The organism is Micromonospora phytophila (assembly GCF_023656545.1).
GTDB classification, from domain to species: Bacteria; Actinomycetota; Actinomycetes; order Mycobacteriales; family Micromonosporaceae; genus Micromonospora; species Micromonospora phytophila.
The window spans coordinates 1-12,311 of record NZ_JAMOKF010000149.1 but is presented as its reverse complement, the minus strand read 5'-3'; the positions used below and the strand labels follow the sequence as shown (position 1 = coordinate 12,311).

The window sequence follows — 12,311 nt, the reverse complement described above, 5'->3', positions numbered from 1 at the left end:
TCACCGCCGAGTTCGACTACCTGCGCTTCCACCGCTGAGACACGAGCGGGGGCCCCGGCCGGGGCCCCCGCTTACGTCCGTCCGCCGCGAATCCGCGGATCCGCGGCGGACGGGCGCGCTCAGAGCTTCTCGTAGCAGGGACCATCCAGCTTGTACGCCTGCGCGGTCGGGCCGGTGAACAGCTCCCGGACCCGGCTCACCCCGGTCGGGGACGCCTTGTCCGGCTTGTAGACCGCGGTCACCCGGACCGCGCCGTCGTTCGGGCCGGCGGCGTAGTTGCCGGCGGTGGCCGGCAGCATGCCCTCGTAGTCCACCGAGGTCAGCGACTTGACCGCCTTGAGCAGCCCGGCCCGGGTCAGGTCACCGTCGGCGACCGCCTTGGTCAGCGCCGCCTTCATCGGGTACGACCAGACCCAGCCGGAGGTGTAGCCGTCGTTCGGGGTGATGCCGGGCAGCGCCTCGCGCAGCGCCCGGTGCCCCGGGGTGTCGCTGCTCCAGGTGTTCCACGGCGCGGTCTGCTCGTAGCGGGCCAGCAGCGCCGGGGCGGCCGGGCTCTGCAACAGCGCCGGGTTCCAGGTCGGGCTGGTGCCGATGAACCGGCCGGCGAAGCCCCGCGCCGCGGCCTGGCCGACGATGGTCGCCGCGTCCGCCGGGCCCATGGTGAGCACCACCAGGTCGGGCTTGCCGGCGAGGATCGCCTGGATCGCGCCGGCCTGCTTGTCCGCGCCGGAGTCGGTCTTGACGTCGCTGAAGGTCATCCCGAGGGCCTGCGCGGCGAGCTTCACCCCGGCTGCGGCGTCGTCGCCGTAGTCGCCGGCCAGGTGCACCGCCGTCACCGACTTCGGGGCGTACGCCTCCTTGGCGTAGTCGAGGGCGTTCATCGACTCGATGCAGTAGTTCGCGCCGGACTCGATGATGACGTCCTCGAAGGCGTAGCCGGAGGTCCACGCGGCCGGCGCCGCGATGACGTTGTTGGCCTTCATGTCGCCCAGGATCGCCCCGGTCGTCGGCGATCCGAGGCTCTGCGCCAGCGCCAGCACGTTCGGCTTGATCTCCTGGTAGACCTGGTTGTGGGTCTGCGGGTTGTACTTGTTGTCCCGCACGTAGCGGGTCACGTCGACCTCGTAGTCGCCGATGCCGCCGGCGGTGTTGACCCGCTTCCAGAACGCCTTCTGCGCGTCGGTGATCGGCACCGCCAGGGCCCGGAACGGCCCCTCGGTGAGGTCGGAGATGATGCCGAGGTAGATGCACCCCTTGTCCTTGTTCACCGCCTCGGGACAGGGTTCGGAGGTCACCCCCACGTCGGTCTTCAACCCGGAGGCGTCGGTGGAGGTGTCACCGCCCCGGCAGGCGGTGAGCGTGCCGGCCAGCAGGACCACGGCCGCCCCGAGGGCGATCCGCGACGTCGGTCTTCCCATGGGTTTCCCTCGCTCGGTCAGTAGGAGAACGGCCACGCCTTCCAGTAGTTGCGGGCCCGGACCCAGAGTCCGAACAGCCCGCGTGGTTCGAAGATGAGGAAGACGATGATGAGTACGCCGTAGAGGATCGTCTCCACCTGGAAGACGTTGGGCACCTCGTTGGGCTGGGTGCTGATGAACGGCACCCACGCCTGCAGCTCCCGGGTGAGCCGGGGCAGCAGGGTGATGAAGAACGCCCCGGCGATCGCGCCGGAGATCGTGCCCGCGCCGCCGATGAGGACCATGGCGATGTACTGCACGGAGAGCAGCAGGCTGAACGAGCCGGGGTCGAAGAAGCCGGTGACCGTGTAGAGCAGCGCCCCGGCGCAGCCGGCGTAGAACGAGGACACGGCGAACGCGACCGTCTTGTACCGGGGCAGGTTCACTCCGATCACCCCGGCGGCGATGTCCCGGTCCCGGATCGCGGTGAACGCCCGCCCGATCCGGGAGCGGGCCAGGTTGCGGGCGGCGACGGCGAAGACGACGAGCAGGGCCAGCATCAGCCAGAACAGCTTCTGGTCCCGGGTGGCGGTGGCGTCGGTGGTGGCCAGCGGCCGGCCGAGGAACTCCAGGGTGGCCGCCGGCCGGCCCACCCCGGCGCCGCCGGTCAGCGCCGACCACTCGTTGAACACGTGCTGGCCGATGAAGACCAGGCCGAGGGTGACGATGGCCAGGTAGAGCCCGCGCAGCCGGGTCGCCAGCGGCGCGACGAGCACCCCGGCCGCCGCGGCGACCAGCCCGGCGGCGGGCAGCCAGAGCGCGATGTCGGTGACGCCGAGGCCGATCACCCGGCCGTCCGGGTCCCCGCTGAGCGCCGCCGCGGTGTACGCCCCGATGCCGAGGAAGAACGCGTGCCCCAGGGAGACCTGACCGGCGTACCCGGTGACCAGGCCGAGGCCGATCGCCCCGATCGCCGCCACGCAGCCGACCGCGAGCAGTTGCAGCAGGTCATCGGCGAGCAGGAACGGCAGGGCGAGCGCCGCCACCAGCAGCACCGCCGTGGACACCCGCTTGGCCGGGGTGTCCAGCAGCGCCAGGTCCTCGGCGTACGAGGTCCGCAGCAGCGGCCGACCACGCGGGCGCGACGTCCTCATACGCGTTCCACCTCCCGGGTGCCGAAGAGTCCGTACGGGCGCACCAGCAGCACGACCAGCATCAGCACGTACGGGGTGATCACCGAGACGTTGCCGCCGAGCCAGGCGACGTCGTTGGCGTAGGTGGCGGTGAGCTCCTGGAGCACGCCGACGGCGAGCCCGCCGACCACCGCGCCGGGCAACGAGTCCAGCCCACCGAGGATGATCACCGGCAGCGCGGTCAGCGCGATCAGCCAGAGCGCGGCGTCCACGCTGGCCCCGGCGGCGGCGAAGGTGCCGGCCACCGCCGCCAGCCCGCCGGCGAGCGCCCAACTGACCGCGAAGACCGCGCCGACCGAGACTCCGTGGGCCAGGGCCGCCTCCTGGTCCAGCGCGGCGGCCCGCATCGCCAGCCCCATGCGGGTGAACCGGAAGAACGCGAACAGCCCGCCGACCAGCAGCGCGGCGGCGACGACGGCGGCCAGGTGCCGCTGCTGCATCTCCACCGGGCCCAGCGCGAGGGTGCGCAGCTCCCACGGATCGCCGACGTGCCGCACGTCCAGCCCGATGAAGGCGTTGACCACCACCCGCACCGCGACGTCCACGCCGAGGGTGATGATGGCGACCACGAAGGCCGGCCGGCCGACCATCGGCCGGACGGCGGTGCGTTCGACGCCGAGCGCGAGCAGCCCGGTCAGGACGGCCGCCAGCGGCACCGCCGCCCAGAAGCCCACCGCCGGGGCCAGGTAGGTGACCGCGACGACGCCGGCGAGCATGAACGCCGGCTGGGCGAAGCTGATCACCCGGGTGGCCTTGTAGATGATGACGAAGCCGAGGGCGAGCAGCGCGTAGACGCTGCCGGTGCCGAGCCCGCGCAGCAGGCTCTCGGTCAGCTCGGTCACCGGTCACCGCCGGGGGCGTAGAGCTCGTCGACCAGGCCGGCGAAGGCCCGGGCGACGGCCTCCCGGCGAACCTTCTGGGTGGCGGTCAGCTCACCGTCGTCCTGGTCGAGCTCCTTGGGCAGCAGCCGGAACCGCTTGACCTGCTCCACCGGCGGGTGCCGGTCGTTGACCTCGTCGACCACCGACCGGATCAGCTCGACCACCTCCGGCTTGCCGGTCAGGTCGCGGTAGGTGGTGTACGCCAGCCGGCGCTGCTGGGCCCACTGCCCCACCGTGTCGACCTCGATGCCGATCAGCGTCACCAGGTAGGGCCGCCGGTCGCCGATCAGCACGGCCTCCTTGACGTACGGCGAGGCCTTCAGCTCGTTCTCGATCCCGGCCGGGCCGATGTTCTTGCCACCGGCGGTGATCATGATGTCCTTGGCCCGACCGGTGATGCGCACGTGCGTGCCGTCCACCCACTCGCCGACGTCGCCGGTGTGCAGCCAGCCGTCCGGCTCCAGCACGGCCGCCGTCGCGGTTGGGTCGTCCAGGTAGCCGGCGAAGACGCCCGGGTGGCGGGTGAGGATCTCCCCGGTGGCCTCGTCGATGCGCAGTTCCACCCCGTCCTGCGGCTCGCCGACCGTGCCGAGCCGCACCCGGCCGGGCCGGTTGCCGGTGGCGATGGCCGAGTTCTCGGTCATGCCGTACACCTCGTGCATCGGCACCCCGATGCCCATGAAGAAGCGCAGCACCTCGGGGGCGATCGGGGCGGCGCCGGAGGCGGCGTAGCGGACGCGGCGCACGCCGATCCGCTCCCGCAGCGCCCGGTAGCAGAAGAGCCAGCCGATTGCGTACGCCAGCCGGGTGGCCGGGGTGTGCCGGCCGCCGGTGGCGACCAGGCGGGCGCCGATCCGGTCGGAGACGCGCAGCCAGAACCGGGTGACGGCCCGCTTCAGCGGGGAGGCCGAGGCGACCCGGATGGTGACCGTGGCGAGGATCTTCTCCCAGATCCGGGGCACCCCGAACAGGATGGTGGGCTGCACCTCGCGCAGGTTCGCCGGCACGGTGGCGATCGACTCGGCGAAGTTGACCTGCACCCCCGCCCCGGCGTTGGTCCAGGTGGTGAAGACCCGCTCGGCGACGTGGCAGAGCGGCAGGTACGACAGGATCAGGTCGTCCGGGCCGGGCGGAGGCGAGGCGAGCCCCCCGCCCTCGGTCGCGGTATGCACCGCGAAGTCCACGTTGGCGTTGGTGAGCATGGCGCCCTTGGGGCGCCCGGTGGTGCCGGAGGTGTAGATGAGGGTGGCCAGGTCGGTGCCGGTGGCGGCGGCCATCAGCCGCTCCACCGCCCCGGGGTGCGCGGCCCGGTGGGCGGCGCCGGCGGCCAGGAACTCGTCCCAGTGCAGCAGCGCGGGATGCGCGTAGCGGCCCCGGACGCCCCGCGGCTCCAGGTACACCACCCGCTCCAGCCGGGGGCAGTCGTCCAGCACCGCGAGGGCCTTGTCGACCTGTTCCTGGTCCTCGGCGACGAGCACCCGGGCGCCGGAATGGGCCAGCAGGTAGCCGATGTCGCCGGCCGGGTTGGTCGGGTAGAGTCCGACGGTCACCGCCCGGACGGCGACGGTGGCCACGTCGGTCCAGAGCCACTCGCGGCGGTTCTCGGCCAGCACGGCGACCCGGTCGGCCGGGTCGATCCCGAGGGCGAGCAGGCCGTGCCCGACGGTCAGCACCGTGTCCCAGTACTCCGACCAGGTCGTCTCCTGCCAGATCCCCCGGATCTTCTCCCGCATCGCCGCCCGGTCGGGGGCGTCGCGGGCGCGGTCGCGTACCCGGGAGGCGATCGTGGTGGCGGCGGCGCCGGCGGTGCCGGCGGCGGCCACCCCCGACGGCGCGGTGGTGGCGGTCATGCGGTGGTCACCTCCCCCAGGTAGGCGCGGATCACGTCGGGATGCGTCTGGATCTCCGCGGGGGTGCCGGTGGCCACCGGCTGGCCGAAGTCGACCACCAGCACCCGGTCGGCGAGGTCCATCACCAGGCCCATGTCGTGCTCGACCAGCACCATCGGGATGCCCAGCTCCTCGCGGACGTCGAGGATGTAGCGGGCCATGTCCTCGGTCTCCTCGAGGTTCATCCCGCCGACCGGCTCGTCGAGCAGCAGCAGCTTCGGCTCCATCGCCAGCGCCCGGCCCAGCTCCACCCGCTTCTGCACCCCGTACGGCAGCAGCCCGACCGGCATCCGGCGCCACTGCTCCAGCTCCAGGAAGTCGACGATCTCCTCCACGGCGGCGCGGGCGGCCAGTTCCTCGCGGCGGGCCCGGCCCCGCCAGAGCACCGCGGCCAGCGGCCCGTACCGGATGTGGTGGTGCCGGCCGAGCAGCAGGTTCTCCAGCACGGTGAGGTTGGCGAAGAGCTCGACGTTCTGGAAGGTGCGGGCCAGCCCCAGCGCGGCGATCTCGTGCGGGCGGCGGCCGACCAGGTCGACGCCGTCGAAGACCACCCGCCCGGACTGCGGGCGGTAGACCCCGGAGAGCACGTTGAAGATGGAGGTCTTGCCGGCGCCGTTGGGCCCGATGACGGCGAAGAGCTCCTGCCGGCCGACGGTGAAGCTCACCCCGTCCACGGCCCGGACCCCGGCGAAGCTGAGCCGTACGTCGTCGAAGCGCAGGATCTCCTCGTCGGTCACGACAACCACCGCTTCCGTCGCCGGTAGTGCTTGACGTCGCGGAACGACCGGCGGCCCGCCCCGTCCCCGCCGTGCAGCCCCAGGTAGAACTCGCGCACGTCGTCGTCGGCGAGCAGCTGCGCCGCCGGCTTGTCCAGCACCACCCGGCCGGTCTCCAGCACGTAGCCGTGCGCGGCCACGGAGAGCGCCATGGTGGCGTTCTGCTCGACCAGCAGCACGCCGGTGCCGGCGGCGTTGATCCGGACGATGAGGTCACGGACCTGTTCGACCAGGCGAGGGGCGAGGCCGAGGCTCGGCTCGTCCAACAGCAGGTAGCGCGGCCCGGCCATCAACGCCCGCCCCATCGCCAGCATCTGCTGCTCGCCGCCGGAGAGGTAGCCGGCGGGCCGGCGACGCCGCTCGGCGAGCACCGGGAAGAGCCCGAACACCTCGTCGAGCCGGGCGGGGATCCGACGCGGGTCGGTGTGCCCGCCCAGGCGCAGGTTCTCCTCCACGGTCAGCTCGCCGAAGATCCGCCGACCCTCCATCACCTGGGCCACGCCCCGGCGGACGATCACGGCCGGTCGCAGCCGGTGCACCGGCTCGCCGTCCAGGGTGACCTCGCCCCGGACCACCTCGCCGCCGTGGATGTCGAGCAGACCGGTGATGGCGCGCAGCAGCGTGGTCTTGCCGGCGCCGTTCGCGCCGAGCAGCGCGACGATCCCGCCCGGCGGGACGGTGATGCTCAGGCCACGGAGCACCAGCATCACGTCGTCGTAGACGACCTCGAGATTCCGCACCTGCAACATGGCGGGCGCCCCCAAGGGCTTGCACTGTGGCGGGCGCCACAAGTTACCGAGCATTAAACTACGCGGAACGTCCTCGCAAAAGATCGGATCGGGTGGATGTTGCGGCTCAGCCGCGCGCCCCGCCGAGCGGGCTGACCGTCCTGGTCTCCCCGTCGTAGCTGCGCCCCGCGACGAAGGCGCCGGCGGGGCGGTCGATGCCCGCCACCGCCCGGGCCAGCCGTCGGTCGGCCTCGCGGAACCGCAGCGCCAGGCTCAGGTGAGGCAGCCAGCGCCCCGGCTCGTGCCACGGGTTGCGGCCCTCGGCCTCGGCGAGGACGTCCCAGACCGACGCGTGCAGGGCGGTCAGCTCCGGCGACGGGTGCAGCAGCCAGACCAGCGGGGCGCTGCCGTCGAGCACCGCGATCCGGTCCACCCGTACCTCGACCGGCAGCGCCGCGTCGACCAGGGCGGTCAGCCGCTCCCGCGCGCCGGGCGGGAACGCGTCGACCGAGGCGAGGGTCAGGTGCGGCCGGTTCGTGGGATGGGTGTTGCGGGCCAGGCTGGGCAACCCGATGGCGGCCAGCCGGTCCCAGGCGGCCCGCACCGCGGCCTCCAACCCGGGCGAGCAGACCAGTTCGACCGTACGCACCGACCCACGCTAGCCCGGCGGGTACGGGCTAGCCCGGCGGGTACGGCTCGGTGCGCTGGTCGACCACGCTCACCGGACGTTCGAAGAACGTCTCGAGCACCACGATGGTCTGGGTGCCGGTGACTCCACCGATGTCGAAGATGCTGCGGAGCACCGCCTGCAGGTCTTCGGTGGTCGCGGTGCGGATCTTCACCAGCAGCGAGGCCGCACCGGCGATGATGTGCGCTTCCTGGATGCCGGGGATCGCCGCGAGCGCGTCGCGGGTGTCGCCCATCCATGTGTTGGCGTCGACCATGACGAAGGCCGAGACCCCGCGGTCCACGGCGGCGGGGTCGACGTCGATGGTGGTGCGGCGGATCACCCCGCGTTCGCGCAGTTTGCGCACGCGGTCATGCGCCGAGCCGGCGGACAGACCCACCGCCTTCCCCAGCGCCGCGTAGGACTGGGTGGCGTCGTGCTGCAGGCACGCCAGCAGCGCCCGGTCGATGTCATCCACCACGCAGTCGCTCCTCAAAATCTGATCCAACAAACGGGCTTGTTGACCTTATCAGGTTCGGCCGGCGTAGGATCTTGCCGAACGTGGTCCACGACATGAAGGCGGCGCGACGATGGCCGAGATGATTCCCGCACAGTTCCACCTGCTCGATGAGCGGTTCCGTCGCCTCGACGGCGACTTCGTACTGGAACGGCTGCACACCGGCGCACGCAAGACCGAGGGCCCGGCGTACTTCCCGGCCGGCCGGTACCTGGTGTGGAGCGACATCCCCAACGACCGGCTGCTGCGCTGGGACGAGACCACCGGCGCGGTCGGCGTCTTCCGCCACGCCTCGGGCTACGCCAACGGCAACACCGTGGACCGCCAGGGCCGGCTCGTCACGTGCGAGCAGGGCAACCGGCGAGTCACCCGCACCGAGCATGACGGCACGATCACCGTGCTCGCCGACCACTACGAGGGCCGACGGCTCAACAGCCCCAACGATGTCGTGGTGCGCGCCGACGGCACGATCTGGTTCACCGACCCGAGCTACGGCATCGACTCCGACTACGAGGGCAACCGGGGCGACAACGAGTTCGGCGGCGCCTGCCACGTGTTCCGCCTCGACCCGGCCACCGGCGACCTGCGCGTCGTCGCCGACGACTTCTGCCGCCCCAACGGCCTGGCCTTCGCCGCGGACGAGCAGCAGCTCTACATCGTCGACACCCGGCAGGAACCCAGCCACATCCGCGTCTTCGACGTCACTGCCGACGGCACCCTGACCGGCGGGACGGTCTTCGCCGAATGCGATTCCGGCCGCTTCGACGGCATCCGCGTCGACGACGCCGGGCGGGTGTGGGCCGCAGCCTGGGACGGCCTGCACTGCTTCGACCCCGACGGCACCCTCATCGGCAAACTCCTGCTGCCCGAACCGGTCGCCAACCTCACCTTCGGCGGGCCGAAACGCAACCACCTGTTCATCACCACCGGCGCCTCCGTGTACACGCTGCGGGTCACCTTCAACGGCGCCCGCTACCCGCAGGCCACCGCTGGCGAGGGGAGATGAGCAACGCCCTGCTCGCCGGGACGGCCGACCCGACCACGGTGGCGGCCACCCAGCGGTCCATCGCCCGCGAGCTGGGGGTGGTCCCCACCTTCGACCCGTTCCGCGAGATCGAGCGGCGAGTCGCGTTCCTCGCCGACGCACTGACCGACACCGGCCGGACGGCCCTGGTGCTCGGCATCAGCGGGGGCGTCGACTCAGCCGCCGCCGGCAGGCTGTGCCAGCTCGCCGTCGAGCGGGCACGCCACGGCGGAAACCCCGCTGCCTTCACCGCGATGCGCCTGCCCTACGGCGAACAGCGCGACGAGCAGGACGCCCGGGCCGCCCTGGCGTTCATCCGCCCGGACCGGGTGCTGACCGTCGACATTCGACCTGCCAGCGACGCGAGCCTGCACATGCTGCTCGGCAGCGGCCTGGTCCTGCGTGACGCCCACCAGCAGGACTTCGTCCTCGGCAACATCAAGGCCAGACAGCGGATGGTCGCCCAGTACGCCGTGGCCGGCGCGATCGGTGGACTCGTCGTCGGCACCGACCACGCCGCCGAGGCCGTCACCGGATTCTTCACCAAGCACGGCGACGGCGCCGCGGACCTCGTGCCGCTGGCCGGCCTGACCAAACGGCGCGTACGCGCGGTCGCCCACGCGCTGGGCGTCCCGGCTTCGCTGATCCACAAGACACCCACCGCGGACATCGAGTCCCTGCACCCCGGTAAGCCCGACGAGGAGGTCCTCGGATTCAGCTACGACGACATCGACGATTTCCTGGAAGGACGGCCCGTGCGGCAGGCCGTTGCCCGGGCCGTCCACCACCGCTACGAGAACACCGCCCACAAGCGCCGACCAGCGGCAGCCCCGGCGGCGCCGGCTGGGGAACCTCGCCCGTGACGAGCGCAGCGGCGTCCCGCTGCGCTGATGCGGCCCGGCACCACAGCCAGTCGACACCGCCCTGGCACCACAGCCGTAGATCGCGCCGGCGACCTGCGCTGACGCTGGACGCAGCGCAGCCACCCACTCTGGACGCGGCCGGTGATCTATCGTGAGCGGGACGTGCCGGTGCGGCGTCCGGCCCGGTGGCGTAAGCAGGGCACCGTGCTGCGAGCTTCAAGATCGATCGGCATGTCAAGGAATCGGACGTGCGGGCCTGGATCAAGGCGCACGGCATACCTGCCGAGCCTGCTGCCGGGCGTCGCAAGGACGCTGACCGCGGGAAGGGTGGTGACCGATGCACCGGGCGAGGCGGTCGACGAGTACAAAGCCGGGTGCCGCCGCAGCGACGAGTCTGCGGCTCCCCCAGGTCCACCTCCCGACCGAGACAACCAACTCATCGGGAGTAAGGCATGGGCCTCATCCACATCGAGCTGTTCGCAACCCTCGACCTCGTCGGGCAGGCGCCCGGCGGCCCCGACGAGGACCCGGCGGGGTTCCCGTTCGGCGGCTGGCAGGCGCCCCTGCTGGACGAGGTCGCCGGGGCGCAGGTCGGTGCCGCGTACGAGGGCACGGACGCCCTCCTGCTCGGCCGGCGGACGTATGACATCTTCGCCGCCTACTGGCCGTACCAGGAGGGCGGCGAGGACAACGAGATCGCCACGCTCTTCAACAGCGTCCCGAAGTACGTGGCCTCCCGCGGCAGGCCCGACCTCTCGTGGGCCGGGTCCACGCAGCTCGGCCCAGATCTGGCCGGCGCGGTGCGCGAGATCCGTGACCGGCACGAGCACGTGAAGGTCGTCGGGAGCTTGAACCTGGTGCAGACCCTCCTGCGCGAGAAGCTCTTCGACCGTCTCGACCTCTGGGTGCACCCGGTCGTGCTCGGCGTCGGGAAGAAGGTGTTCGACGGTGGCGCGGTGCCCACGAACGTCACACTCCTCGAGCCGCCGGTGGCCAGTCCGAAGGGCACCGTGTACCTGCGCTACGGGCTCGCCGATGGCACGCCCGGCACGGGGGACATGAGCGCACCCGATCGCGGTGCCGGACGCGACGACTGAAGCCGCCCCGCCCCAGGGTCGAGGGGTACGAGCTGGACCGCAGCGGGTGGCCGTGGCCGAGCCGGAATTGTTCGTAAGCTTTCCCCACCCGTTCCCACCTGGCGCTGGTCCCCGACCCCCACGGTCGACCGCCCGAGCGGATAGGTCGAGGCGGGCGTGCCGACGCGGTCCTTGGAACGTGATCAGAGCCAGCCGTTGTCGCGGGCGGTGCGCGCCGCCTCGGCCCGGGAGCCGGCGCCCAGCTTCTGCACGGCCGCGGCGAGGTAGTTGCGCACCGTGCCGCTGGACAGGTGGGCCCGGCGGGCGATCAGCGCGACCGGGGAGCCGTCCTCGGCCAGCCGCAGCGTCTCCAGCTCACGCGGGGTGAGCGGGCAGGGCGGGATGGTGAGCGCGTCGGCGGCCAGCGCCGGGTCGACGTACCGGCCGCCGGCGTGCACCCGGCGGATCACGTCGGCGAGCGCCCCGCCCGGCGCGCCCTTGGGCAGGAATCCGCGGGCGCCGGCGGTGAGCGCCCGGGCCAGGTGCGCCGGCCGTCCCTGGCCGGTGAGGATGACGACGGCGCAGGACGGCAGGGCCCGGGCCAGCCCGGCCGCGACCTGGAAGCCGTCCGACCCGGGCATCGCCAGGTCCACCACGACCACGTCCGGGCGGTGGGCCAGGGCGGCGGTCACCGCGGTCGGGCCGTCCGCCGCCTGTGCGACCACCTCCAGGTCCGGTTCCAGGTCGAGCAGGGCGGCGAGGGCGGTACGGATCAGCTCCTCGTCGTCGGCGAGCAGGACCCGGATCACGGCGCGGTCGGCACGGTCGCCTCGACGGTGAAGACGCCACCCTCCCGGTGGGTCCGCAGCTCCCCACCGGCCAGGGCGAGGCGTTCGGCCAGCCCGCGCAGGCCGTGGCTGTGCCGGTCGGGCGGGGTGGGCGCCTGCGCGCCGTCGTTGGTCACCGTCATCCTCGCCACGTCCTCCTCCTGGGTGATCTCGATCCGGCACCAGCCGGCCCGACTGTGCCGCAGCACGTTGGTGCCGGCCTCCCGCAGCACGGCGGCGAGCTGGGTGGCCGCCTCCGCCGGCAACTCGCCGCCGGGTGGCACGACCGTTCACCGCACCCCGGACGAGCGGAGCACCTGCCCGACGGCGGCGACCTGCTCGGCCAGGTCGACCTGGCGGTAGCCGTGCCCGGTCCGGCGCAGCTCGCCCAGCGCGGTGGCGGCCAGCCGTTGCGCCTCGGCCGCCCCCCGGCCGGCCCGGTCGGCATCGGTCGGGGCGAGGCAGGCGGCCAG

At 72.6% G+C, this 12,311-nt stretch carries 13 protein-coding genes and 1 pseudogene; 3 read left to right on the top strand and 11 right to left on the bottom strand.

What is annotated here, in order from left to right; genetic code table 11:
* Positions 1 to 119 precede the first annotated feature (119 nt).
* From NCC78_RS18185 to NCC78_RS18150, 8 genes are all read right to left on the bottom strand, one after another.
* A complete protein-coding gene (locus NCC78_RS18185) occupies positions 120 to 1,418 on the bottom strand; it encodes an ABC transporter substrate-binding protein (RefSeq protein ID WP_250795830.1) in 1,299 nt (432 codons plus the stop codon).
* A 17-nt stretch (positions 1,419 to 1,435) separates the two neighbouring features.
* Positions 1,436 to 2,551, bottom strand: a complete 1,116-nt coding sequence (locus NCC78_RS18180; protein WP_250795828.1) for a branched-chain amino acid ABC transporter permease — start codon at positions 2,549 to 2,551, stop codon at positions 1,436 to 1,438.
* Positions 2,548 to 3,432 (bottom strand): branched-chain amino acid ABC transporter permease, encoded by an 885-nt coding sequence (locus tag NCC78_RS18175; RefSeq protein ID WP_250795827.1) that lies wholly within the window; start codon positions 3,430 to 3,432, stop codon positions 2,548 to 2,550. The genes NCC78_RS18180 and NCC78_RS18175 overlap by 4 nt, the downstream gene beginning before the upstream one ends.
* A complete protein-coding gene (locus tag NCC78_RS18170; RefSeq protein WP_250795826.1) occupies positions 3,429 to 5,321 on the bottom strand; it encodes an AMP-dependent synthetase/ligase in 1,893 nt (630 codons plus the stop codon). The genes NCC78_RS18175 and NCC78_RS18170 overlap by 4 nt, the downstream gene beginning before the upstream one ends.
* Positions 5,318 to 6,097: an ABC transporter ATP-binding protein gene (locus NCC78_RS18165; protein WP_250795825.1), complete on the bottom strand. Its 780-nt coding sequence runs from the start codon at positions 6,095 to 6,097 to the stop codon at positions 5,318 to 5,320. Before NCC78_RS18165 ends, NCC78_RS18170 begins: the two co-directional genes overlap by 4 nt.
* Positions 6,094 to 6,885 carry an ABC transporter ATP-binding protein gene (locus NCC78_RS18160; protein ID WP_250795824.1) on the bottom strand — a complete coding sequence of 264 codons (792 nt, stop codon included), beginning with the start codon at positions 6,883 to 6,885 and terminating at the stop codon, positions 6,094 to 6,096. The genes NCC78_RS18165 and NCC78_RS18160 overlap by 4 nt, the downstream gene beginning before the upstream one ends.
* Before the next feature lie 106 nt (positions 6,886 to 6,991).
* Entirely contained in the window at positions 6,992 to 7,513 is a 522-nt protein-coding gene (locus NCC78_RS18155) for a 2'-5' RNA ligase family protein (protein ID WP_250795823.1), read from the bottom strand.
* 28 nt (positions 7,514 to 7,541) lie between these two features.
* Positions 7,542 to 8,012, bottom strand: coding sequence for an Lrp/AsnC family transcriptional regulator (locus tag NCC78_RS18150; protein WP_250795821.1), 471 nt, complete (start codon positions 8,010 to 8,012; stop codon positions 7,542 to 7,544).
* 109 nt (positions 8,013 to 8,121) lie between these two features.
* Here NCC78_RS18150 and NCC78_RS18145 point away from each other — a divergent pair, with 109 nt between their 5' ends.
* From NCC78_RS18145 to NCC78_RS18135, 3 genes are all read left to right on the top strand, one after another.
* On the top strand, positions 8,122 to 9,054 hold the full coding sequence (locus NCC78_RS18145) for an SMP-30/gluconolactonase/LRE family protein (RefSeq protein WP_250795820.1): 933 nt from the start codon (positions 8,122 to 8,124) through the stop codon (positions 9,052 to 9,054).
* Positions 9,051 to 9,935 carry an NAD(+) synthase gene (nadE, locus tag NCC78_RS18140; RefSeq protein ID WP_250795819.1) on the top strand — a complete coding sequence of 295 codons (885 nt, stop codon included), beginning with the start codon at positions 9,051 to 9,053 and terminating at the stop codon, positions 9,933 to 9,935. Before NCC78_RS18145 ends, nadE begins: the two co-directional genes overlap by 4 nt.
* A 452-nt stretch (positions 9,936 to 10,387) precedes the next feature.
* Positions 10,388 to 11,032, top strand: coding sequence for a dihydrofolate reductase family protein (locus NCC78_RS18135; RefSeq protein ID WP_250795817.1), 645 nt, complete (start codon positions 10,388 to 10,390; stop codon positions 11,030 to 11,032).
* 182 nt (positions 11,033 to 11,214) lie between these two features.
* On the opposite strand, the gene NCC78_RS18130 is transcribed toward NCC78_RS18135, so the two are convergent.
* From NCC78_RS18130 to NCC78_RS18120, 3 genes and pseudogenes are all read right to left on the bottom strand, one after another.
* Complete coding sequence (locus tag NCC78_RS18130; RefSeq protein WP_250795816.1) at positions 11,215 to 11,820, bottom strand: response regulator transcription factor; 606 nt, start codon at positions 11,818 to 11,820, stop codon at positions 11,215 to 11,217.
* Positions 11,817 to 12,122 carry a sensor histidine kinase gene (locus NCC78_RS18125; protein WP_250795815.1) on the bottom strand — a complete coding sequence of 102 codons (306 nt, stop codon included), beginning with the start codon at positions 12,120 to 12,122 and terminating at the stop codon, positions 11,817 to 11,819. Before NCC78_RS18125 ends, NCC78_RS18130 begins: the two co-directional genes overlap by 4 nt.
* Positions 12,123 to 12,128: 6 nt before the next feature.
* A pseudogene (locus NCC78_RS18120) lies at positions 12,129 to 12,311 on the bottom strand (histidine kinase); the annotation flags it as partial.